General features: G+C 42.4%; 21 protein-coding genes and 1 other RNA gene. 11 read left to right on the forward strand and 11 right to left on the reverse strand.

All coding sequences use genetic code 11. The features are described 5' to 3' along the window. Positions 1-298 precede the first annotated feature (298 nt). The 3 genes from corA (at position 299) to rnpB (ending at position 2,761) form a co-directional block, all read left to right on the forward strand. The gene (corA, locus tag IQ276_RS04320) at positions 299-1,441 is read left to right on the forward strand and encodes a magnesium/cobalt transporter CorA (RefSeq protein WP_193914780.1); all 1,143 of its coding nucleotides are present in this window, start codon (positions 299-301) and stop codon (positions 1,439-1,441) included. A gap of 66 nt (positions 1,442-1,507) precedes the next feature. After that, a complete protein-coding gene (locus IQ276_RS04325; protein WP_193914778.1) occupies positions 1,508-2,203 on the forward strand; it encodes a hypothetical protein in 696 nt (231 codons plus the stop codon). A gap of 127 nt (positions 2,204-2,330) precedes the next feature. Continuing rightward, an RNA gene (rnpB, locus tag IQ276_RS04330) (RNase P RNA component class A) lies at positions 2,331-2,761 on the forward strand. A gap of 392 nt (positions 2,762-3,153) precedes the next feature. On the opposite strand, the gene IQ276_RS04335 is transcribed toward rnpB, so the two are convergent. The 5 genes from IQ276_RS04335 to IQ276_RS04355 form a co-directional block, all read right to left on the reverse strand. After that, complete coding sequence (locus tag IQ276_RS04335; protein WP_235115421.1) at positions 3,154-4,143, reverse strand: sulfotransferase family protein; 990 nt, start codon at positions 4,141-4,143, stop codon at positions 3,154-3,156. A gap of 56 nt (positions 4,144-4,199) precedes the next feature. Further along, positions 4,200-4,373, reverse strand: a complete 174-nt coding sequence (locus tag IQ276_RS04340; protein WP_190882160.1) for a hypothetical protein — start codon at positions 4,371-4,373, stop codon at positions 4,200-4,202. Between the two features lie 324 nt (positions 4,374-4,697). Beyond that, positions 4,698-4,943: a hypothetical protein gene (locus IQ276_RS04345; protein ID WP_193924770.1), complete on the reverse strand. Its 246-nt coding sequence runs from the start codon at positions 4,941-4,943 to the stop codon at positions 4,698-4,700. Then, positions 4,933-7,038, reverse strand: coding sequence for a calcium-binding protein (locus IQ276_RS04350; RefSeq protein WP_235115422.1), 2,106 nt, complete (start codon positions 7,036-7,038; stop codon positions 4,933-4,935). The genes IQ276_RS04345 and IQ276_RS04350 overlap by 11 nt, the downstream gene beginning before the upstream one ends. Positions 7,039-7,970: 932 nt before the next feature. Next, positions 7,971-8,159: a hypothetical protein gene (locus IQ276_RS04355; protein ID WP_073639125.1), complete on the reverse strand. Its 189-nt coding sequence runs from the start codon at positions 8,157-8,159 to the stop codon at positions 7,971-7,973. A gap of 125 nt (positions 8,160-8,284) precedes the next feature. On the opposite strand from IQ276_RS04355, the gene IQ276_RS04360 reads away from it, so the two are divergent. Continuing rightward, positions 8,285-8,662: a hypothetical protein gene (locus IQ276_RS04360; protein ID WP_193923746.1), complete on the forward strand. Its 378-nt coding sequence runs from the start codon at positions 8,285-8,287 to the stop codon at positions 8,660-8,662. Between the two features lie 268 nt (positions 8,663-8,930). Here IQ276_RS04360 and IQ276_RS04365 read toward each other — a convergent pair whose 3' ends face one another. After that, the gene (locus IQ276_RS04365; protein WP_235115423.1) at positions 8,931-9,143 is read right to left on the reverse strand and encodes a hypothetical protein; all 213 of its coding nucleotides are present in this window, start codon (positions 9,141-9,143) and stop codon (positions 8,931-8,933) included. 23 nt (positions 9,144-9,166) lie between these two features. Between IQ276_RS04365 and rnc the strand changes: the two genes are divergently transcribed. Continuing rightward, complete coding sequence (gene rnc / locus IQ276_RS04370) at positions 9,167-9,886, forward strand: ribonuclease III (RefSeq protein ID WP_190882165.1); 720 nt, start codon at positions 9,167-9,169, stop codon at positions 9,884-9,886. A 120-nt stretch (positions 9,887-10,006) separates the two neighbouring features. After that, positions 10,007-11,098 carry a Gfo/Idh/MocA family protein gene (locus tag IQ276_RS04375; RefSeq protein WP_193923742.1) on the forward strand — a complete coding sequence of 364 codons (1,092 nt, stop codon included), beginning with the start codon at positions 10,007-10,009 and terminating at the stop codon, positions 11,096-11,098. 323 nt (positions 11,099-11,421) lie between these two features. Here the strand turns inward: IQ276_RS04375 and IQ276_RS04380 are convergent, their stop codons facing one another. Beyond that, the gene (locus tag IQ276_RS04380; protein WP_193921190.1) at positions 11,422-13,548 is read right to left on the reverse strand and encodes a sensor histidine kinase; all 2,127 of its coding nucleotides are present in this window, start codon (positions 13,546-13,548) and stop codon (positions 11,422-11,424) included. 294 nt (positions 13,549-13,842) lie between these two features. On the opposite strand from IQ276_RS04380, the gene IQ276_RS04385 reads away from it, so the two are divergent. The 3 genes from IQ276_RS04385 to IQ276_RS04395 all read left to right on the forward strand — a co-directional run bounded on the left by IQ276_RS04385 (position 13,843) and on the right by IQ276_RS04395 (position 16,542). Continuing rightward, a complete protein-coding gene (locus IQ276_RS04385) occupies positions 13,843-14,664 on the forward strand; it encodes a RibD family protein (protein ID WP_190882168.1) in 822 nt (273 codons plus the stop codon). Positions 14,665-14,808: 144 nt separating this feature from the next. Then, the gene (locus tag IQ276_RS04390) at positions 14,809-15,993 is read left to right on the forward strand and encodes a GNAT family N-acetyltransferase (protein WP_190882169.1); all 1,185 of its coding nucleotides are present in this window, start codon (positions 14,809-14,811) and stop codon (positions 15,991-15,993) included. A 159-nt stretch (positions 15,994-16,152) separates the two neighbouring features. Next, the gene (locus IQ276_RS04395) at positions 16,153-16,542 is read left to right on the forward strand and encodes a DUF4346 domain-containing protein (RefSeq protein WP_190882170.1); all 390 of its coding nucleotides are present in this window, start codon (positions 16,153-16,155) and stop codon (positions 16,540-16,542) included. 172 nt (positions 16,543-16,714) lie between these two features. On the opposite strand, the gene psb32 is transcribed toward IQ276_RS04395, so the two are convergent. Next, a complete protein-coding gene (gene psb32 / locus IQ276_RS04400; RefSeq protein WP_190882171.1) occupies positions 16,715-17,458 on the reverse strand; it encodes a photosystem II repair protein Psb32 in 744 nt (247 codons plus the stop codon). Positions 17,459-18,139: 681 nt separating this feature from the next. Between psb32 and surE the strand changes: the two genes are divergently transcribed. Then, positions 18,140-18,820, forward strand: a complete 681-nt coding sequence (gene surE / locus IQ276_RS04405; protein WP_193918107.1) for a 5'/3'-nucleotidase SurE — start codon at positions 18,140-18,142, stop codon at positions 18,818-18,820. 24 nt (positions 18,821-18,844) lie between these two features. Here the strand turns inward: surE and IQ276_RS04410 are convergent, their stop codons facing one another. The 3 genes from IQ276_RS04410 to IQ276_RS04420 all read right to left on the reverse strand — a co-directional run bounded on the left by IQ276_RS04410 (position 18,845) and on the right by IQ276_RS04420 (position 21,780). Further along, positions 18,845-19,144 (reverse strand): hypothetical protein, encoded by a 300-nt coding sequence (locus IQ276_RS04410; protein ID WP_190883429.1) that lies wholly within the window; start codon positions 19,142-19,144, stop codon positions 18,845-18,847. Between the two features lie 852 nt (positions 19,145-19,996). Beyond that, positions 19,997-20,671: a HupE/UreJ family protein gene (locus IQ276_RS04415; RefSeq protein ID WP_193918109.1), complete on the reverse strand. Its 675-nt coding sequence runs from the start codon at positions 20,669-20,671 to the stop codon at positions 19,997-19,999. A 329-nt stretch (positions 20,672-21,000) separates the two neighbouring features. Beyond that, complete coding sequence (locus tag IQ276_RS04420) at positions 21,001-21,780, reverse strand: SGNH/GDSL hydrolase family protein (protein ID WP_235115424.1); 780 nt, start codon at positions 21,778-21,780, stop codon at positions 21,001-21,003. A 224-nt stretch (positions 21,781-22,004) separates the two neighbouring features. Between IQ276_RS04420 and IQ276_RS04425 the strand changes: the two genes are divergently transcribed. Continuing rightward, the gene (locus IQ276_RS04425) at positions 22,005-22,871 is read left to right on the forward strand and encodes an endonuclease I family protein (RefSeq protein ID WP_193918120.1); all 867 of its coding nucleotides are present in this window, start codon (positions 22,005-22,007) and stop codon (positions 22,869-22,871) included. Positions 22,872-22,874 lie beyond the last annotated feature (3 nt).

Here is a 22,874-nt window from a genome sequence, read left to right on the forward strand (position 1 = left end):
AAAAATATTTCCAACACATGAATCGGCTGTAGGGGCGTACAGCTGTACGCCCCTACCCACACATCTGTCGCATTTTGATTTCAAATTGGTATTAATTATGAAACTTTTCAGTAGTTAGTTCTGAATACAACTGACTAATAACAAAACGCTGGTGACCAAATGAGCGACGGAAATAATTGCATAATTTAGAAATTACCATCTTTGTATTAATTTTTGTAAAATTACGTGTATGTCATTTGTCATTCACTAATGACCAATGACTAATGACTAATGACTAATGACTATTAGGTAATATTTCATGGCACGAAAACTGCGCCGCGCTCTGAAAGTAGTAACTAAGACATTTGAAGATGAGTTCCATCACCAACCAGGAACTCTGCCAGGAACCATTATTATTGATGCAGACGCTCCAGCGCCAATAATTTTCTTGATTGACTATAACCAGACCAATTTTACCCGCGAACAAATAGCAACTCCAGAAGAATGTATTCCATATCTAGAGATGGAAACGATTTCTTGGGTAGACGTACAAGGTTTAGGCTCTCAAGATATATTACAAAGATTGGGTCGAGTTTTTGATTTACATCCTCTCGTTTTAGAAGATGTGGTCAATGTACCTGAGCGTCCGAAAACAGAGGATTATGAAGACCAATTACTCTTCATTGCTCGCATGGTAGTACCAAAGGAAAGAACGTGTGGTTTTTACAGCGAACAAGTGAGTTTAATATTGGGAAAAAATTACTTGCTCACAGTCCAAGAAGAACCAGAGCATGATTGCTTTGAACCAGTGCGATCGCGAATTGAAAAAGCTAAAGGCATCATCCGCTCTCAAAAAGCTGATTATTTAACTTATGCTCTGTTAGATGCGATTATTGATGGTTATTTTCCTGTGCTGGAACTTTATGGTGAGCGAATCGAAGAATTAGAGGAGGAAGTAATAGTTAAACCTACTCCGCAAACACTACAAAGTATTTATCAAATCAGGCGAGAATTACTGCAATTGCGTCGTGCTATCTGGCCGCAGCGAGATGCAATTAATTCTTTAATTCGTGATGGCAGTGATTTAATTAGTGAAGATGTGCGAATTTACCTACGAGATTGTTATGACCATACAGTGCAAGTAATGGATATGGTAGAAACTTACCGAGAATTAGCATCTGGATTAATGGATGTATATCTTTCGGCTGTGAGCAACAAAATGAATGAAATCATGAAAGTGCTAACGGTGGTTTCGTCAATTTTTATTCCATTGACTTTTGTTGCCGGAATATATGGTATGAATTTCAATACTGAGAAATCACCATATAATATGCCTGAATTGAATTGGTATTGGGGTTACCCAATGTGTTTGGGAATAATGGTGGCGATCGCACTTTGTCTGCTATTGTTTTTTTGGCGACGAGGCTGGCTGCAAAACTCTGTCCCAACTAAACGCAACTAAAGATTGCACAATGAACAATGAATCGAATATATATTCATTAGCATCGGGAGTTAATATTTTTTAATTATGAGGAGTAGCGACCAGAATTTAGTAGTTTTGACGATTTATATTATTGGTGTCTCCTATGTTTTTAACCGAATGGTTGAATCCATCGACGACCAAATTAAATTTGAATTTAAAAAAGGAATAGTTGATGAGCAGCTAAAAGAACTAAATCTCGATGACAAAATTGGAATATCCTTTAAATTCAAATCCTCCTACCCCATTGACGACCTGAAAGATTTAGCCCTTGGCATTGAAAATAAATCTGATAATATTGCCGTATACGTTGATTGGGATAATAGCTCTCTGGTAGTTGAACATACGAAACAATCGCGCCGAGTAATTCGCAAATCACCAGACTTAACCCGCGACTTAGCTGTACCCCAAAGTCCCAGCTTGATTGCCCCCAAGAAAACACTTTCCGAGACAGTCACAGCAGAAGATGTTTTGCAGCGCGATCAAGCAACTGGAACCTACTCAGCGAAAAAACCATTAGTTGATATCGGTGGACTGCAAAAAGGGCAAAAAAAATTGTACAACGACTTTATAAATGGAAGAAAGGAGTTAGAATTTTCCCTACAATTAGTATTAAGAATTTCTGAGGTGCGTGTGGGTTTAGCTCCTGGTGTCAATTTTCCTCCCATTAGCATTATCAATTGTCCTTTCACAGTCAGGAAACTACCTTGGACTTACGCCCTACCTTGGAATAAAAAGAAGTAATAAGCTGTCGCGCATCCAATGCAGCACATCTTTTCGTGTTGGTTGTTAACAGTTAACAGTTAATTGTCAACAACCAACAGCAAACTTAACAGAGTATCCCATCCCAGATTAAACTGGATCTAGGGAGAGAGTAGGCGCAGGCGGTTGCAGATCAGTCATAGTCACTGGTTTGAGGAAAGTCCGGACTCCCGAAAGACCAGACTTGCTGGATAACGTCCAGTGCGAGCGATCGTGAGGATAGTGCCACAGAAAGATACCGCCAGGACTAGGGACTGGGGACTAGGGACTAGGGACTGGGAAGAATTTTCCTAATCCCCAATCCCCAATCCCTAATCCCCAGTCCCTGGTAAGGGTGCAAAGGTGCGGTAAGAGCGCACCAGCAGCATCGAGAGGTGCTGGCTCGGTAAACCCCGGTTGGGAGCAAGGCGATAGGAACTATGGTTGGTCTTTTACCAGTTCCGCTCAATGAGAGCCGCTAGAGGCGTCTGGTAACAGGCGTCCCAGATAGATAACTGCCCTCGCAAGAGAACAGAACCCGGCTTATGTCCTACTCTTTCCTTTCAAAATGGAGTATTAAACTTTTTAGGTTTGTACTCCATTATTTTTTGTAATAATTTTGTGCGATCCTTGACTGTACTTCCGACTTATTTAATAGCGATCGCCTCTTATACTATTTCACTAAAACCCTGATACATATAGATTTCGCGTAGGGGCACGGCATTGCCGTGCCCCTACCAACGTATTTGTATCATCATTTAAAGTGAAACGGTATTAAGCATTGCTGAATTTGAATATGAAATTTCAAAAATCAACTCTTCTCAACTCTTACTCTGGAGCTACTGGTGCGCGACGCTACTTGCTTCAAGTCTCTTAACCCGCAAGGGCGCAGTGGCTCCTGTGCGTGAGGTTCATTCATATTCTCAATCAGCAACGCCGCCTCTGGTTTAAAATCATCTCAAGTTGGAAAAAACACTAGACGCGTTTGCCATACTTCCATTCTCCAGCGGGGGTGCTAGGGGAATCTGTGGCTGCTGGGCGACAATCACATTCGCTAGACTACTGCTGGTGGGAGTCTCCCAGAAAGATAAACCCTCATATTGAGCGAATAAATCAGGGGGTAAAACGGTTGCACGAGGTTGAAACTCGACTTTAGAGCGGACGTGATGCAGTCCATTGGTGTTGAGTCGGCGATCGAATTCGTTGGCTTCGTACTCCACATTGCTAAAATCATGCTCGAAGGGTTTCTCTCCCAGAAATTGATAAATCAGCGATAAGGTTTTATCGGGTGCTTGGCTTAATATGTCGTAGTCCACCAAGAGTAAAGATTCACTATATTCGCTATAGAAAGCTTCTTTGAGAGCGTTATAAGCAAAGCCGACTAATCTACCCGACTGACTTAAAGCTTCGGTGCGGGTGTAAACGGTAGAACGTTCGCCAGGATTATTGAATAAACGCGACACATCAAAAGCATTTTTCCGAATCAACCGTTCGACACTATCCATTACCCAAGCGACATTCCGCACGCAGCAAATCACTTTCGCGTCGGGAAATAGCTGGTGGATTAAAGGCAATTTGCTACACCAAAGGCGATTGGTATCGAAGATAATTGCTTTGTCCGCTTGGGGTTGATAGTAAGTTGAAAAAATCGTTAAAGTTAAAGCGCGTTTTTGTTCTGGTGTAATAAAGACTGAAAACTCATTATTCTCACTCATGGCTTCGAGCATACTGGTGACCAGACCCCCCACAGGACTGCTCATACTGGCGTGAAATCGGGGATTTTGCCGCAGTAAAGCTCCGAGTAAGGTGGAACCCGAACGGGGTAATCCAGAGATGAAGTGTAATTTGGGCTGTGTCATTTTACCAACAAATAAATTACTACTACTTGTGGGGTGGGCGTCTCGCCCGCCCAAGGCTTGGGGCGGACAAGATGTCCACCCCACAAGAAAAATTGGATGTTTTTTATTTGGAAGTCCCTAATTAGATGAGTTTGCCCTAGTTAGGCGTCACTGTTGAGCAGGGTCTTCATCACGCTCGTAATTCTGACGTTGGTTTTCAACTCGATCGCATCAGTTCCTGCATTGACGTTGGCTTGGCGGATAGCATAGCTGAGAGTGCCTACCGTGTTGCCGTTTCCGTTATCAGTGCTTTGAGTTACTTGATACAGTGTCATAGATTTTACCTCTAGTTTGTTGTTTGTTTAACGTTGGGCATTGGGCATACCAATTCAATTAATGATTGCAACACATCCTTCGATGAAGACGCGATGAATGGCGCGGTGAAGACGCGATGAATGGCGCGATGAATGGCACGGTGAATGGCGCGGTGAAGACGCGATGAATGGCGCGGTGAATGGCGCGGTGAAGACGCGATGAATGGCACGGTGAATGGCGCGGTGAAGACGCGATGAATCGCGTCTCTACAAATGGTTTATTTGTTGCATTGTTTTCCTAAATTGGTATTACTTTGTTGTGATTTTGGCGATCGCATTTGCTTGTTAGGTGACTCCATTTGCTTGTTTGGCGACTACATTTGCTTGTTTGGCGATCGCAAAAGCTATTTCGGAGACTGCAAAAGCTATTTCGGAGACTACAAAAGCTATTTCGGAGACTACAAAAGCTATTTCGGAAACTACAAAAGCTATTTCGGAGAACTCAAAAGCTATTTTGGCGACAGCATTTGCTATTTTGGCGTATGCATGGAGTTCTTCCCCCTGCCCCCTTGCCTCTTGCTCAGGCGACAATCTGAAAATCGCTGGCGTTCAGTGTAGGGTTACCTTGAAGGGTGGCAAATTGACCACCACTACCAAACCCAGCCACGACGCCATTTTGGTTGTAGAACAAATCACCAGTTACTGTGTTGTAGATAATGACAGCACTATTAATGCCATACAGAAAGTTGTTCACAAAGTTAACACCCAACACGTTAAGACTAACTGTGGCAAATTGATCGGGAGCAAGACTATCGCCAGTCAGTCGAGTGAACGTTGTTCTGTCTAACACAATCTTGTCTGCTGCTGCTCTATTAAAATCAGCGATCCTATCAATGCCTAAATCAGCCGCCGCAAACTGTCTGCCGGAATCGAAAATAAAGCGATCGGCATCAGCACCGCCAGTTAGGATGTCATTGTTAGCACCACCGTTGAGAAAGTCATTGCCAGCACCACCGAAGAAAATGTCGTTGCCAGCATTGCCAATCATGGTGTCATTGCCAACATTGCCGTTGAGCGTGTCGTTGCCATCACCACCATTCAAGGAGTCATCGCCATCACCGCCAATCAGGAAGTCATTGTCAAGACCACCGTTTATCGTGTCGTTGCCAACACCACCGTTGAGACTGTCATTGCCAGCACCACCGAAGAGATTGTCATTGCCAGCACCGCCAATCATGGTGTCATTGCCAGCATTGCCGTTGAGCGTGTCGTTGCCATCACCGCCCATCAGGGAGTCATCGCCATCACCGCCAATCAGGAAGTCATTGTCAGCACCGCCGTTTATCGTGTCCTTGCCAACACCACCGTTGAGCGTGTCCTTGCCATCACCGCCAATCAGGGAGTCATTGCCATCACCGCCAATCAGGGAGTCATTACCAGCATCGCCACTCAGGGTGTCATTGCCAGCACCGCCGTTGATCGTGTCGTTGCCATCACCGCCATTAAGGGAGTCATTGCCGCTGGTGCCAGTGATTTGATCGTCACCAGCGTTGGGGTCAGTCCCCGACGTGATAATGCCAAATACGTCGCTGCTCTCATCGGCGGAATTACCTGAGAAATTTGTCGTTCCGTCAGAGACAACAGTAGGCAAAGAGCTGGGCATCCCTTGGTTGTTGTCGTTGGAATTGGTAGTGGACTGCATGATGAACAATGCCCCTCCCAAGCCTTTACCGTTATTGGCTCCACTCCCGCCGCTAGCTATGTTGTTATTGAATTTGACGGAATTGAGGAGTTTGAGAGTGCCTTGACGGATATAAATAGCACCTCCCATACCTGCGCCACCGCCGCCCGCGCCCCGGATGTCACCACTGCCAACGGTGCCGTCACCACCGCCGAAGCCGCCTTTGCCGAGAGAGGCGCCACCACCGCCACCACCGCCGCCGTACCCACCGTCACCACCAGCGGTACCGTTGCCGTACCCACCGCCGCCACCGAAGCCACCTTCAGCGCCGGATACGACGCCAAAGCTACCACCGCCACCACCGCCACCACCGAAGCCACCGCTATAGTTACTGGCTCTGTTACCGCCTTTGCCGCCAGCCCCAAAGTCGTCATCCTCGCCACTGCGGTAGTTACCATTGCCACCATAAGCACCATTGTTATCAGTGCTACCAGCAAACAATCCGCCGCCACCGTTGCCGCCGCCGTTGCCGAACATACCACCGCCGCCGTTGCCCAGACCAGCTTTGTTGCCGTTGCCACCTATGGCTCGGTTGTTGCTAAAAGTCACATTGTTCAAAGAGACGTTGCCATCGTAGATGAACATCCCTCCTCCCATTCCCGCACCGCCTCCACCCCCGGTGCTATCCCCACCTTTAGCGGTGCAGTTGGTAATTGTCAGGTTGTTTACATTCGTATCTCCCGACTTGACAAACAAGGGACGCACATCTCCTTCGTCAGTTTGCCCATTGTTGTTGGCATCGCCGCTGAGGGTGTTTCCGTTGCCGTTAATGTCGATATTACTGTTGACTAAAACCAGCATCACCCCCGTCATTCTGATGTTCGTGCGGAACTCGATAGTGTCAAGCGCTTGATCGGCGTTGGCTTGGCGAATACAGTAGCTGAGAGTGCCTACGATGTTCCCGGTTCCGTCGTCGGTGGTTTGGTTGACTTCATATACTGCCATAGATTTGACCTCTTGTTTTTTGTTTGTTTAACGATTTGATAACGGGGAGTGGAGAGTGGGGAGTGGGGAGTGGGGAAGAGATATTTTCATGCTTTAGGGCGTTTGCACCATCACAGATTCGCTAGTTTTTCTCGTTACAGGTCACAGTCGGAGGCAGATAGTAATTCTTCTGGTACATGAATAATTGCCGAGAGTGATTGACATGGTAATTTTGACCTCCATCAAAGGCGAACGCTGTGCAGCTTATCGTTTTTAAACTAATTAAATATTTGACTATTAATTTACCTATTACTTAGCAGTCATTAACCAATAATTTACAGTAGAAAAACTTGATGAGCAATACATTTTGTCAAATATTTTAGTTTTCATACTTTTCATACTTTTCGTACTTTTCTTACTTAGAAATTTTAAAATCTTAGTATTATCAAACAGAATTCAGGAGTCAGGAGTCAGAATGGGCTAAACGCCCCGCTACGGCTAACAGCATGAATTATGTACGAAAAAGCGAATGAATAAACGGGTTTAAGACCCCCACCAAATTGAGAATTTGGTGGTTTTCAATCAGTGGGGGTCTGAATGCCCCACTGATTGCATTCTGACTCCTGAATTCTGACTTCTGAATTCTTCAATCTGATTTTTATTTGATGAAATTAATAGAAAATAGTTAGTCCGGGTTATAAGTCAATACACTTCAGATAAACCCAAAACCCTGATGTAGAAACGCAATAAATTGTCTCTTCAAAGAACAATTATCTCCACGAACAATACTTAACCCAAGTACACTCGTAGGGGCACGGCAGTGCCGTGCCCCTACACCTCGCGATATTATCTTGTGCCGCATCTGAATGGGAACCGATATATGATTAACGTGCGTGTATGAAATATGAGGGTTTTCTTTTAGTTCTTAAATCTATTACTTCAAGAATTTTGGACTACTTCTGTTTATTTCTATCTAACTTCTCTTGAATAGCTTGACGGCAAAACTCAGGAGGGTCTTCTTGTGCTTTCACTTCTTCTTTCATCCGTTCAGATACCCGAAAACTAAGATTTGCTGTCAATGGTTCTTCTCTGTCTGTCTCATATGGGTTTAAATTATCTGGGTTACCTTTAGGGTTAGGCATTGTTGAGAGATATAAATAAAGCTTGATTAACGTGCGCGCGTGAAAATAGAGTTTAAATCGGTGGTGTTCTCACCTCAGAAATGGTTCACCACCGATACCACTTTTACAAGAGGTAACTCTATTTTATGTTTACGCGTTCCGAACTTGAAATCAAAACCATCAAAGAACTTCGTGACTTATGCTTGCGCTACGGCATCAAACCAACTGGGAATAAAGGCTACAAGACTTCATGGATTACATCGTTGATGGTATTCCCTCGAATGGCGCTATCCCAATTTGAGGCAGGTAAGGGGTTAAAATCTCCTACCTTTGCTTTCATGCAAGCACTGAGTAACGCCATAGATGAGATGAATGCACCTACAGATGAGCAAGCAGCACTGATTAAAGTTACGATGGAAGGGAGAGTTATGAATTACCCAGATAGGTATACTCAAGAGAAGCTGCTAGCTTTGCATAAAGCGAAAATGTATCTTGAAATGGCGATCGGGTTACTGAGTCAGTAAGTTAATTTTTTAACTATTTCAGGCGTAGGTTGGGAAGGCACTGCCGTCTTACAGGTTGTTTAAAAAGTATTTTGCTGTGACTTTAGACACTTTTAGATCCCCCCTAACCCCCCTTAAAAAGGGGGGAACCGGAATCAAAGTCCCCCAATTTATCGGGGGATTTAGGGGGATCTAAAAGGATTTGATACATCAGTAAGAAGTTTTCAAACATCCTCTTAGGCTTCCCCTATAAGCAAATATTCAATCAGTTGGGGCATCAACTGTTAGGTTAGGTGATTTTAGACAGTCCCAGACTGCGATCGCTGTTAGCAGCCCATAATCCCCGTGCGTTGTCGCCGGGGAGTATGTCAAGATTAATTTGTACAAAACTTGTACGTTTTAAAAAATAGTAAGCTGAAATATGTGTAATATCGTTAATCTGTAGGTTAATCGACTTCCTATCGACACTCTCTTTAATTGTCAATGACCAATAACTAACCACTAATAACTCTTGACTAAGAACTGATGACCCTAGTTTATCCACGCCGTCAACGACAACTCGAAAGCTTAGTCAAAAAATTTGGTTTGCCAATAGAAGGACCAATCAAATGGCAACTATTGGACTTAGCACTGACTCATCCCACTGTTTCTGAGTCGGCAAATTATGAACAGTTGGAGTTTGTCGGCGATGCAGTGGTACGCCTAGTGTCAGCTGTTGTTTTGTGGGAACATTACCCAGATTGCCCAGTAGGAGATTTTGCGGCAATTCGTTCGGTGTTGGTGAGCGATCGCATTCTCGCCCAATTAGCAAGAGTTTATGGTTTAGAGCTATACTTACTAGTTGCTGGCAGTGCTACGGCTGATAAAGTTGGTCAAGAGTCACGACTAGCAGATGCTTTTGAAGCAGTTCTGGGTGCGCTGTACTTAAGCACTCAAAATCTAGAACTAATTCGCCCTTGGCTAGATCCCCACTTTCAACAACTAGCAACAGAAATTCGCCTCGATCCAGCTAGACTTAATTACAAAGCTGCTCTCCAAGAATGGACGCAGGCACAATTTAAAGTTTTACCAGAGTACCGGGTTGTGGAAGTCAATCAACCACACCGCAATCAAGAACGTTTCGTTGCTGAAGTCTGGCTCCACGGAAACATCCTTGGACAAGGTAAGGGACGCTCGATCAAAACCGCCGAACAAGCCGCAGCCAAGGTAGCTTTTTTAGCAATTACTAATCAGGAAAAACCCTGAACTCAAAAGATTGCAAGTAAACTGATAATCAGTTGATTGTCCTTGGTCATTTGTCTTTTGTCCTTCGTTATTTGACCAATGACAAATGACTAATGACAAATGACTAATGACAAATAACAAATGACAAACCAAATTAAAATTGCTGCGATCGGAGTTGGACGTTGGGGGGTGCATTTACTGCGGAACTTTTTAGCACATTCCCAGGTAAGTGTTGTTGCTGTAGTAGACCCTCATCCAGAACGATTGACGGCGGTAAAACAGCAGTTTAATTTAGACAAAAATGTATTATTAACAACACAGTGGCATGATTTAAAGCAAGTGCCAGGGCTGACAGCAGTGGCGATCGCAACTCCGGCTAACACCCACTATGCTTTAATTAAAGATGCTCTCCAACAGGGTTATCATGTTTTGGCAGAAAAACCCCTCACTCTCGACCCAGGAGAATGTCGGGAACTTTGCCAGCTAGCAGAGCAGCATGATTTAATACTTACGGTTGACCACACCTATTTATTTCACCCCGCAGTTGAGCGGGGGAAAACTGTAGTTCAAGCAGGCAAATTAGGGGATCTCCGCTATGGCTACGCCACTCGCACCCATTTAGGCCCCGTGCGGCAAGATGTTGACGCGCTTTGGGATTTAGCGATTCACGACATTGCTATTTTTAACACATGGCTGGGTCAAGTACCTGTGAAAGTACAGGCAACGGGTACGGTGTGGCTACAAGGGGAGGTGAGTAGGGAATGGGGAGTAGGGAGTAGGGAAGTGACCCATTCCCCACTCCCCACTCCCCACTCACCATCCCAAGGACTAGCTGACCTAGTATGGCTTACACTGACGTACCCAGATGGCTTTCAAGCTTATATTCATTTGTGCTGGCTGAATCCTGATAAGCAGCGACGGTTGGGGATTGTAGGTAGCCTTGGGAGCTTGATTTTTGATGAAATGTTGCGATCGTCACCTCTAACTCTGCTACATGGAGAGTTTGAACAGCAGGGCAATCAATTTATTCCTGTAAATCAAAGTCAGGTGATGCTGGAATTAGAACCAGGTGAACCATTGCAGCGAGTTTGCGATCGCTTTGTTGTCTCTATTCTTAACAATACTCCCTCAGAGGTTTCGTCTGGCTGGGTCGGCACTCAGTTAGTAGAAATTCTTGCTGCTTTAACAGCATCTCTCAAAGAAGGCGGCAAACCTGTTTTTCTCAATAAGTAGTCAATCGATTTTGGATTTTGGATTTTGGATTTTGGATTGAAAGAGACCACTCTCAATACTGCGTAGGTTTTGGAATTTCTTGGTTGAGGCAAGCTGTTCAATAGCCGGGGGAGAAATGGAGGCAGGGGAGGAGTTTTACCTCCCCTGCTTCCCCTGCCTCCCCTGCCTCCCCTGCCTCCCCTGCTTATCCGAGCAGTATTGAGACCACTCTGGGTAGGGGCTTGGGGATTTTAAATTTTGGATGAAAGGATTTATTCCGCCCACTAGGGGTAGGGCATGAACCGAAATAATCCAAAATCCAAAATCTAAAATCCAAAATGGTCTCACCTTTGAGATATCCCATTTGCATAAACCTCTCCTTTTGGAAGACTCAGCAGGATAGTTTGCTGGGGCGAAAGACTAATTTGATAAATCTCCTTTCCAGGTAGCTGCTGAAGCTTCGGGGAATTCTTTTTGTCTACCCCTACTTTCTCGGATTTGCCGATCCCCGCAACCAGACTTTTCCCAGACTCCTGTGGGCTAGGGTAACGGCTTACCTTTACTCCCTCATTGCCAGAGGAGAATCCAAGATCCCCTATATTTCCTTCTTTCTTGGGAATAGGTAACAGGGAGATATCAATCAAAGGTAAGGTAATCTTTACGGTCGTACCTTGATGAAGTCCTACACTCTCAAGAGTAATGCTACCTCCCATGAGTTCAATTAAGTTCCGTGAAATTGCCAGTCCCAGTCCAGTACCTTCATACTGACGTGTGGTTGCGCCATTCACCATCACAAAGGGGCGAAATAATTTGTGCTGCTGAGCCGGATCGATACCTATACCTGTATCTTTGATACTCACCACTACCTGAGATTTGCCATTACTATATTCAATTGCTGTAGCAATGTTAATGCTTCCGGCGTCAGTGAACTTAGTAGCGTTACCAATAATATTAATTAACACCTGCTTGAGTTTTGCTGCGTCTGCCTTTATTGGTATCGGTTCAGTGCCTAACTCACATTTCAATTGCAAACCTTTTTGTTGAACATTAACTGATTGTAAATTGATTACCTCTAGCAATACTTGTCTGAGGTCAATAGGTGCTGTGACTACTGAAAGCTTACCTGCTTCAATTTTAGAAATGTCGAGCAAATCATTAATAATTCCTAGCAAGTGAATTGCTGTTTCATCGGCACGTTTGAGAAACTCTACTTCTTCTTCTCGGTCATCACATAAGCCATCTGCAACCAGGCGAATACAGTTAATAATAATGTTCAATGGGTTTCTCAATTCATGGGAAGTGGTAGCCAAAAACTGACTTTTAACTTGGTTGGCACTTTTTGCTTCTTTCCAAGCTATTTCTAGTTCTTCTGACCCGGCTTTGAGCCGTTCTACCATTTGGTCTAGTGCTTGGGCTAGTTGATTGAATTCTCGGATTTTGAAGTTGCGGGGAACTGGTTGTGCCGCGTGGTGAGAATGAATATTTAGAGCATAGTCTCGCAATTCTTCTACAGGACTTGCTAAGTAGGGAGCTAGATATAGGGATGCTAATAAACTGGCACCAATTAAACCAACTGTTAAAACGATGAGGATGAGTTTGATTTCTTCTAAACCAAAAAGGGCATTATCAACAGTGGTAACAGCTAAGACGATCCATTTTTGCTGGTGTTGTTGGCTGAGTGGATTTGCGATCGCCGTATAGCCAGCTAGTAATTCTTTTCCCTCAAAAGATAAATTTATTGAATCCTTTCGCCCAGTAATTGCATTTTTGATTATGCTTTTGAGTTGGGAAGCATTTGGATGCTGCTCGATATTAGTTCCCACCCAACCTGTTAATGGATGCGCCAAAATTGTGCCATCCTCAGCAATCACTACCATAGCGCCTGTGAGCGATCCCGGCCGATTTATGGTTTTTTGGTATAGTGCAGACTGAATACTTAAACTGTAAGCTACATTCCCTTGGCGATCGTAGATTGGTGCAGATAACACTAATTGCAGCTGATTTTGGCTGTTTCTTTTACCAGTCATTCCTGACTTTGGCGGAAAGATTGGTTTGACATCAATTCCGTCACTAGGCAAAGGTAACTTTAATTCTCCAATTTCTTGATCGCCACAATTACTGGCAATTATTTTCTGGCTGAGGACATTTGTTAATTGAATGCACTCAATACTCGCTGGAAGTTGTTGCCTTAGCTGCTTGAGAATTTCTTCCTCTTCTATCGGCAAACCCGACGGAATAACTGTTGTTTTACTTACACTCAGCAAATGAGCTTTCAAAAGAGCGATCGCATCTGTTGTTTTCTCCCCTTTACTAATAGCGCTTTCTGTTAAATTTTGACGGGCAGTTGCTAATAGACTAGAACGTGCCTTATTTAAAGCCACAATTTCACCTACAAGTAAAACTGGGACGAACAGAAGCAATATTCTTGTGACTAAAATTCGACGAAAGGATGATTGACGGGAATTACTCATCGAGTGTCTCACTTTGCATCTGCAAACCATAACAGCAAAGATATGCAACTTACTCAAGCTAAATGAGACATTTTGTCATGTTATCATAGCTTTATTTTCAATGTTTAAAAATAACAAATTGGTATAGTAAAAAAAGAAATCTAGTATACCAAAAATCATATACGGTGGATGTAAAAACGATTTGTGTTGCATATGAATACAGTAGTTAAATTGTGAAACAGTAGCTTGTAGGCATGGATTTTTTTAACATCTACATACGTGAAAGCAAAACATCAAAATTATAAAAGTAATTTAATGCTGCAACATCGTCCTCATACTACAGTTGTTTTAGCAATGAGTGCAGATGGCAAGATAGGAGATTTTAGGCGATCGCCTGCTCGGTTTGGTTCAAGGGCTGATAAAGCACACTTAGAAAACCAAATCGCTGCCTCTGATGCCGTTTTATTCGGTGCTGGTACTCTCGCCGCCTACGGAACCACACTTACCGTATCAGATCCAACCTTATTGCAACGTCGGGCACAAGGGGCTAAACCCCCCCAGCCGGTTCATATAGTGATTACACAGTCTGGAAACCTGAATCCGGAAATTCACTTTTTTAAGCAACCAGTTGAACGTTGGTTACTGACAACAACAGCGGGAGCAGTTTCCTGGAACAAACGCCAAAAGTCACTTTTGCGTCACTTGCCCCAACAGGATAAAGCTCAGCACAGCGCTGGCTCTCCAGAAGTGTGGCAGTTACAACAACTCTCGGAACCAGAGCAAACCAGCGACTCCCAAACCTCTGCACAGGAGTTTACTCCAGAATTTAAGCAGATTATGGTTTTTGAAACACGAACGGGAGAAATTGACATCCTGGCGGCTTTAAAGCATCTAGCCACTCTACATATAACACGCTTGGCGATCTTGGGTGGTGGTCAATTAGTAGCCTCCTTGCTGGAACTAGATTTAATCGATGAATTATGGTTGACTGTCTGTCCACTGATTTTAGGCGGTACTACCGCACCCACACCTGTGGATGGACAAGGTTTTTTATCACATTTAGCTCCCAAATTGCAACTACTAGAAGTTAATACAGTTGAGCAAGAAGTGTTTTTGCACTATCGGCTGCAACGATGAGCTTTCTTAGATTAGGCTAGGTAAGGGATTAGGGACTGGGGATTAGGGATTAGGAACTAGGGATTGGCAATTAGTTTTTTTAATACCCAGTCCCCAGTCCCCAGTCACCAGTCACCAGTCCCCACTCCCTTAACAACCCAGACAATGGTGGAACAACTCAAGCCCCGCTATTCTGTTCTTTGGACGGACAAAATCGCCGAAGTGCCGCAAAATGCCTGGAACGCTTTGGCAATGCCACTCAAAACGCCATTTTTAGAGTGGGAGTGGCTGAACAATCTGGAAACTTCCCAGAGTGCTACAGCTAGAACCGGTTGGTTGCCAAATCATTTGACATTGTGGCGAGACAGAACACTTATTGCTGCTGCGCCACTTTATCTGAAAGGAAATAGTTCTGGTGAATTTGTCTTCGATCATCAGTGGGCAGAATTAAGCGATCGCATTGGCATCCGGTATTATCCTAAACTGCTGGGAATGACACCATTTACCCCTGCTGAAGGTTATCGGTTTTTAATTGCCCCAGGAGAAGATGAGAATGAAATTACAGCCATAATTGTGCATGAAATTGACACTTTCTGTGCTAAAAATCGCATCTCTGGCTGTCATTTTCTTTTCGTTGATCCCCAATGGCGTCCTGTGCTAGAACGACATGGTTTTACAAGCTGGCTGCACCACAGCTTCATTTGGGAAAATTCTGGTTTTAAAACTTTTGATGACTACTTGCAAGTATTTAACGCCAATCAGCGTCGCAACATCAAGCGGGAACGTAAAGCTGTGGAAAAAGCAGGTTTACGATTGCAACCATTGACTGGGGATCAAATTCCTCAGTCTTGCTTTCGTTTGATGTATCAGTTTTATACTGACACCTGCGATAAATTTGGCTGGTGGGGTAGCAAGTATCTCACACAGCGGTTTTTTGAACAGCTAGAGACTGATTATCGCCATCGAGTTTTGTTTTTTGCTGCATATAGCGAGCAAGATAACTCTCATCCTTTAGGAATGTCCTTTTGTTTGTTTAAAGATGACAAACTCTATGGACGCTATTGGGGTAGTTTTCAAGAAATAGATTGCTTACATTTTGATGCTTGTTATTATGCGCCGATTGAGTGGGCGATCGCTAACAATATCCAAATTTTTGATCCTGGCGCTGGTGGACGCCATAAAAAACGGCGTGGTTTCCCCGCTATCCCCAATCACAGTCTGCACCGCTTTTACAATAATCGTTTAGGACAAATTTTGCGCCCCTATATTAAAGAAGTAAATCAACTCGAACAGCAGGAGATTGAGGCGATTAATGCAGAGTTGCCATTTAGTAATCAGCGAGATTCTTAAATCATGCAAAGTCATTATCAATGAACTCTATACCCCCACCAAGCATGAAAGTGGTATTATTGCCCATTCCCTACTCGTCATTTATAACTCAGAAGGTGAACGACGAATTACACTTGATATAGAGTGTAAAAACTCCCAAGAAAAAATTTGCTTTTGATAATGCTTACGGATTTAATGGTTAAAGATTTAGCAGCAATTGATGATAAACTTTCCCACCGTCATATTGAACTCGATCCCGGTGGATATTTCATTATTTACTTGGATAGAGACGCAGGCTTAATTTATGCCAAGCATTTTACAAATGTGATTGATGAGCGCGGTTTAGCAGTCGATCCAGAAACAGGAAAGGTAATTCCTGCACGAGAAAAGGTAGAACGAACTCACACCACAGTTTTTAGTGGGAGAACAGCCAAAGAACTTTGCGTGAAAATCTTTGAGGAAACTCAGCCCCCTCCTGTCACTCAATTAAGTCATGCAGCTTATTTAGGTCGAGAATTTGTCCGAGCTGAAGTCGCTTTAGTCACAGAACAAGAGTATGTTCAAGATTAAAGTCAAACAATTTTGGATTTTAGATTTTGGATTTTGGATTTTGGATTCACCCCACGGAGAAATCCGGAGGTTTATACCATTTAAGTCGCAGCTTTAGTTTACTGACAGGGCAACTCAGATTTTTGGATTGAAGAAAAAATCTAAAATCTAAAATCTAAAATCCAAAATTGAATTACCCATCAGATGATGGCTGATTTATCTGATAAATGTAGTAAGTCGCCATTGGAATAACAGTGGCGGCAATTAACAATCCTATTACCCAAGCAGTAGCATTACCTTGGACAGCTTTAGTTTCTTCTGCGTTCTTGAAGGTACCTTCTACTTGAACATTGTCAACTATTTCGGGTGGGCCTGGATCGGGTTTGCCTGAGAGAACGGCCACAAGGCGATCGCTAGTATCAAGAAATGCTTGGTTGTATTTATTGCCTTTACGTAAGGGTATACTTAGGGTTTCATCAGCTACACTTTCGGCAATAGAGTCTGTGAGCAAAGACTTAACTTGATCCCCAGTAATAATGGCGGTATTATTGGTAGCTGTGTCAAGAACCAATAAAGTTTGATTACCTTGGGCTTCTTTTGTGGGAAACCATTTTTCAAACAGTTCTTTAGTAAAGCTTTCCGCTGTTTCTCCGTAGTCAAAGTGGCGAATAGTAACGATTCTGACTTCATTGCCAGTTTGCTTTGCCAAATCCTCGAAAGCGCTGCTAATCTTACCTTCATTCACACGACTGATAACTTCACCTTGATCCAAAACCCAGGTGTCATTCCCTGATGTGAGATTGGGTATTTGATACACACCTGTGGCTAAAGCAGGTGTGCTAAACAGCGAAGCTGCTAAAATAACCGCCACTAATGGTAAAATTAGCCGGATAAAATGTTTTTGATTGCTAAATACTTGTTTGAGGAGCTGTTTCATCGTATTAACTCTAAGACGGCCTTGCACCAAAAATACTATAGAACCACGTAAAAATCATCTGGTTCTTAGTTTTCTACAACAGCAAGTTTCCCCTACTGCCAGCAAATATATATTTTACAGGATTTTTTTGTTGCAAAAATTTGTTTAGAGCGAAGGTGTAAGCATTGATTCTGTGGCTGACACATCTGCTGGTTACAAGAAATACCGCCCTTGTGGGAATTAACCCAAATGCCGAGGGCGGAATTTGCAAACCATCTAGAAATAATATCGTATTATGAATATTTTTGGTAAAATCAACGATATTTTTTCATCTATAGCAAGAGACTGGGGACTGGGGACTGGGGACTGGGGACTGGGGACTGGGGACTGGGTGAAAAGTCTTTTGTGTCTAGGTTTTATATATGCAAGTAGCTTTCGCTGCTACACCGATTTAGTGGTGATATCTGCATTTTTTATTTTGGGCTGTAAAAATAATTTTTGGCGTTGCTGATTGATGGGATGATTTTGATGGTTTTGTGGGATGGTTATCTTGCCGGTTACTTGTATTTTCGGGCAGGCAAGACTTCGGCGTGAGCGCTCAGTCGAACGCTGCCCACCCTATAAGAATTATCCCTTGATTCAGCAACGCCTAATTTTTTTGTAAATTGTCTAAATTAAATTTGTATCAATATAAATAAATACATGACCATAATTCTAACTAACGATGACGGTATTGATGCTCCTGGCATCAAAGCGCTAGTCAAGGCTCTAAACGGCAAAAATGCTATTATTGCAGCTCCTGCGGATCATCAGTCTGGTTGTGGACATCAAGTTACCACCACTCGTCCCATCAACCTCCAACGACGTTCTGAGACTGAGTATGCGATCGCCGGCACTCCCGCTGATTGTGTCAGAATCGCAATAACACAAATCACCGCAGATGTCAAATTTGTACTTTCAGGTATCAACGCTGGCGGGAACTTAGGAGTGGATGTCTACATTTCTGGTACTGTTGCTGCTGTACGAGAAGCCGCAATGCACGGTATTGGGGGAATTGCCATTTCCCACTATCGCAAAGCCAAGCAAAATTTCGATTGGGATCTGGCCGCCAAATTTACAGCTGAAGTTTTAGCCGACTTACTCAAGCGTCCCCTCGAACCGGGATGCTTCTGGAATGTAAACCTGCCGCATCTGCAACCAGGAGAAGCAAATCCTGAAGTGGTGTTTTGCCAACCCTGTAGCAAACCCTTACCCGTCAATTATCGCATTGAGGGTAATGATTTTTATTATGTTGGAGAGTATGGCAAACGCGATCGCACTCCTGGTAGCGATGTGGATGTATGTTTTTCCGGCAATATTGCTGTAACTCAGTTAAGAGTTTGACACAAGGCAAAAAGCAAAAGAAATTTAATCACTCGATCCTTGAATTAAATACATAAACCGATCCAGAGTTTGTGTCAGTTCGTTGAGTTTTTGCAGTGAATTATGCTGAGATTCAGCAAGAGTTTGTACTGCATCACATAAAGCAACAATTTGATAGCCTTGTTGCTGCACCTGCTGTCCCTGTGCTTCGAGTTGTGTGCTGACAGTCTCCAATCTTTCGGCGAGACGTTCAATTGTCTCAGTCGTAGATAGTACTGCTTCCCCAATTTGTTCCACAATAGATTCCAAGCGATTTATTTTTACTTCAATTCCTGCTGAAATCATTTCTTTACCACCCTATTTTTGAGAGAGCATATTAGTAAAATTCCTAATTTCAATTGAAATAATTAATTTCAGTACCAACATTAGATAACACCGTTATTCCGATACTATGTGTGATTTTGTTGTTTGATGCATCTACCAAATGTCGTGTTTGGTTGCTTATATAGTAATCCGCTTTGATTTTTGAATTTATCTGTGTAAGTAGGCAGTGGGGGGTAGGGAATGGGGAATCAGGCTTTTTGAGTTGAGGGTGAGTTTTTCAAAAATCAAATAGGAGTCCTATGGGTACTTAATGAATTGCAATTTTTAATCAATGTTGTTAATTAGATATCTAAAATAATTAACCGTGTAAAACAATACTTATTTAAGCTAAGTTTTAATTGATACGATTTTAGTCTCCTTATGAATTTTTCCAAGATTAAGTAAATCTACAGTTACAATCAATATTTTTAATAAGGCTAAGTTTATAGTCTCATTAAGTCTAAGTAATTATACCTTTGTTGTTTAACATTTCGTCCAACAATTCATCAAAGACGATGAATCAGGATTTTTCTAAGTAGCAATTCTCAATTTTTAGAATTGCAATTTACCTTGTATCTTTCAGTACAGACTAAGGAGAGCTTGATAGGACTATTAATTTTATTGATGAGTGTTTATGCTGATCGCCATCGTTGACAAAATCGATTAGTCTAAACTTTCTTTACTCAAACCGCGATCCTCTTCGAGGACAACTATACATGTATTTGCCAATAACTCTTAATTAGCTGTACTAATTGTAGGAACAGGTGGTGGGGACACACAGTTAAATATGCGTCCCTACGAATAACTGTATTCTATTGAACTAAAATATTGGATTCAGATAATCGAATTGCTCAAAAACACGATGGCGATCGCACACAAACACCAGCCAGCAATATTAATTTTCCAGGGTGAAATTCGGTTGATTTCGCCCATACCCATCGCACTACCAATTTCTCTAACACTCATGGCAACTGCAACCTGAGTTAAGGTAATACCTAGTATATACGTAACTAGTGTTATTATTTCTGTCCCAATCATAGATTGTCCGTGAGCGTAACCCTGAAATAAACCAACACCGACAGCCATCACAGCAAGTACTATAAAGTTTACTTGATTTGGCATCATCAGCATTGTGCTTAAGAAAATAGTAGAAACACTTATGACTATTTCTGTCCCTGGTAAATTTAGCTCCAGTGAATGAATTATAATCCCCAAAACTACTGCTAGGACAAAATATCCAACTATCAAAGCGCCACGAACAAATATAGCTGACAGTAAGCCAACAGCAACAATACCAACTAAACAATTTGAGTTAATGACTGGATCTGCTACTCCCCAAAGAAAGCCTTCCCAAAAATTAGAGATGGCATGAACAGATGGTGTTCCAGTCCATGAACTTAGCAAGCTAATTAAAATCAGAGCTGCGATCGCTCCAATATGGCGATCGACTACCTTCGAGGTATAAAATTCCCCTGAAGCAGGGAATTGGGATAATTTAGTTTTGAACATCACTATATGCCAAATTAGTTTTTTCGGTAATTTATACTACCCACCTACCCCAAAAAACTAACGTGGTAATAACGATAAATCATATTAACTTTATAAAGTTATGTAAAGTCTCAGTAGTGATGACAGTCTGCGGAGATTCAGTGTATGAATAATTACTGTTATTGGCGATTGAAGAGGCGAAGGCAGGGGCGCATAGCTATGCGCCCCTACAAATTTATGTACCTGATGTATTGGTAACTGCTATATCTCACAAATAATTATCATTAATTATTGATTGGATATTTTATTTTTTACCGGTCCTTGAATGAAGCATACCAAAGAGTTTGTTTCTATGTTTTTCTGACGATGTTATCAACCACATTTTGAATCATTTGGGCATCTGTTTCACTTAACTTTTCTAACTCAATTCTGTTGCTTTCTTGTGGGCTAGTAGAATTACTACTGTATATACGACAACTCAACCCTACAGGACTATTTTCATAAAGTGTTGCATAGAATACACATGCTGCTACATAGGAGCCAATAGGGCTAGGATGACTTTGATCCGAACTATAAAGGTTTAATTTTGGATTCGCTTCTTGAACTTTTTGCCAAGCAATTCCCACAGGTGCAACTTTGGCTTTCAGTTCTTTAGCAATTCTCATGTAAGAATCAGTCAATATTTGTTGCGTTTCTGGTTGATTTTGCCTTGCCCAAGTTAGGTAAAATACAGTTTGAGAATTAACTCGCTTAATCTCGGCATCAAACAAACTGGCGTACTTATACATTTCCTGAGGATTAGTAATCGGTAAAGTACTCTGCTCTTGCAGTACTACATAATCCCAGTGTTTAGCTTTTAAAACCTTGAGTGCTTCACCACGTTTCCAGTGACTTTTGAGGGTAGCTCCACCCACCACAACCATCTCAGTTTGCAGGGTTTTGGTTTCTTTTGCCGACTCAGCTAACTGTTGTGTCAACCAAGGAAGGTCATTGAAATAGGTATAGCTGTTGCCAATAAATAAAACTCTGATTCCCTGTTGCTGGGATATTGGGAGAGAATTTACTTTAACTTGCCTTCCAATAATCGTAAACCAGGCAATCACCAAAAAGAGGAATAAACATGTATACACTGTTTTTGTGTCCATCATCATCCCTGAAATTTTTGCAGCATAACTTCAATTATTGGACGGAGTTTTTGACGAAATAGTTCTGACTCTTTATCGATTATCACAAGATCACCAAATCTCAAGATTTTCTGCAATAGAGTGCAAGCTTTACCCAAACTAAAACTTTTCTTAAGTAAACTTTATTCTAAAAAAGACTAATCTAGAAAAGGCCTTTATTCGAGGGAAAAATGAAATTCATCAAATTACTACTGCTTAGTATTGCTCTCATCTTCTTTGCATGGATTAGTCCACTGCAAGCTAGTCCAATGGCTCAATTGCCAACTCCTTTACCGACCTTTGAGGAACTTCAAACAACATCTCTGAAAAATTCAGAGAATGTATTGACTCTTGCAACAATTATATTGCCTCAATTATCCAAATTCGCTTTAGTTGATGAACTAGCCGAGAAGTATACGCCCAGCAAAATCTTGAGCTACGATCGCGCAAAAGACGAAATGTTTGGTATTATCGACAACCAAGCAGGTATTGTGACAGATATTTATGCTAGTTATCCAATTCGTTTAATTGGCAGGGGCGATCCAAGTCAGGAAGCTGGTAAATTAAAGGTAAATACGGAACATGTTTGGCCACAAAGTAAAGGTGCTAACAAGGGTAATGCCCAAAGTGACCTTCACCATCTGTTTCCTGCACGAGAAGATATTAATAGTGAGCGAGGCAATAAACCCTTCGATGATATAGCCGACACAACTACTAAGAAATGGTATCGAAATAATACTGTTCAATCTACAATTCCTAGTAGTGGAATTGATGAATTCAGCGAATCAGCATCTACTAAATTTGAGCCTAGAGAGAAAGTAAAAGGAGATATAGCTAGGGCAATGTTCTACTTTTACACTATCTATCGGAATCAGGCTGATAAAGAAGATCCAAATTACTTTAAAAATCAGCGTCAGACTTTGTGTAAATGGAACCAGCAAGATCCCCCTGACACTGGTGAAATAGAACGTAATCAAGCGATCGCCAATTTTCAAGGAAATGACAATCCATTCGTGCTAGATGTTACACTAGCAGAACGGGCATACTGTAATACTTAAAAG

Source organism: Desmonostoc muscorum LEGE 12446 (assembly GCF_015207005.2).
Lineage (GTDB): Bacteria > Cyanobacteriota > Cyanobacteriia > Cyanobacteriales > Nostocaceae > Nostoc > Nostoc muscorum.

What these genes read in the sequence shown, in the direction of transcription:
- corA (WP_193914780.1), top strand. Translation starts at nt 299, where the DNA reads ATGGCACGAAAACTGCGCCGCGCTCTGAAAGTAGTAACTAAGACATTT.
- IQ276_RS04325 (WP_193914778.1), top strand. Translation starts at nt 1,508, where the DNA reads ATGAGGAGTAGCGACCAGAATTTAGTAGTTTTGACGATTTATATTATT.
- IQ276_RS04340 (WP_190882160.1), bottom strand. Translation starts at nt 4,373, where the DNA reads ATGACACTGTATCAAGTAACTCAAAGCACTGATAACGGAAACGGCAAC.
- IQ276_RS04350 (WP_235115422.1), bottom strand. Translation starts at nt 7,038, where the DNA reads ATGGCAGTATATGAAGTCAACCAAACCACCGACGACGGAACCGGGAAC.
- IQ276_RS04355 (WP_073639125.1), bottom strand. Translation starts at nt 8,159, where the DNA reads ATGCCTAACCCTAAAGGTAACCCAGATAATTTAAACCCATATGAGACA.
- IQ276_RS04360 (WP_193923746.1), top strand. Translation starts at nt 8,285, where the DNA reads ATGTTTACGCGTTCCGAACTTGAAATCAAAACCATCAAAGAACTTCGT.
- rnc (WP_190882165.1), top strand. Translation starts at nt 9,167, where the DNA reads ATGACCCTAGTTTATCCACGCCGTCAACGACAACTCGAAAGCTTAGTC.
- IQ276_RS04375 (WP_193923742.1), top strand. Translation starts at nt 10,007, where the DNA reads ATGACAAACCAAATTAAAATTGCTGCGATCGGAGTTGGACGTTGGGGG.
- IQ276_RS04380 (WP_193921190.1), bottom strand. Translation starts at nt 13,548, where the DNA reads ATGAGTAATTCCCGTCAATCATCCTTTCGTCGAATTTTAGTCACAAGA.
- IQ276_RS04385 (WP_190882168.1), top strand. Translation starts at nt 13,843, where the DNA reads ATGCTGCAACATCGTCCTCATACTACAGTTGTTTTAGCAATGAGTGCA.
- IQ276_RS04390 (WP_190882169.1), top strand. Translation starts at nt 14,809, where the DNA reads ATGGTGGAACAACTCAAGCCCCGCTATTCTGTTCTTTGGACGGACAAA.
- IQ276_RS04395 (WP_190882170.1), top strand. Translation starts at nt 16,153, where the DNA reads ATGCTTACGGATTTAATGGTTAAAGATTTAGCAGCAATTGATGATAAA.
- psb32 (WP_190882171.1), bottom strand. Translation starts at nt 17,458, where the DNA reads ATGAAACAGCTCCTCAAACAAGTATTTAGCAATCAAAAACATTTTATC.
- surE (WP_193918107.1), top strand. Translation starts at nt 18,140, where the DNA reads ATGACCATAATTCTAACTAACGATGACGGTATTGATGCTCCTGGCATC.
- IQ276_RS04410 (WP_190883429.1), bottom strand. Translation starts at nt 19,144, where the DNA reads ATGATTTCAGCAGGAATTGAAGTAAAAATAAATCGCTTGGAATCTATT.
- IQ276_RS04415 (WP_193918109.1), bottom strand. Translation starts at nt 20,671, where the DNA reads ATGTTCAAAACTAAATTATCCCAATTCCCTGCTTCAGGGGAATTTTAT.
- IQ276_RS04425 (WP_193918120.1), top strand. Translation starts at nt 22,005, where the DNA reads ATGAAATTCATCAAATTACTACTGCTTAGTATTGCTCTCATCTTCTTT.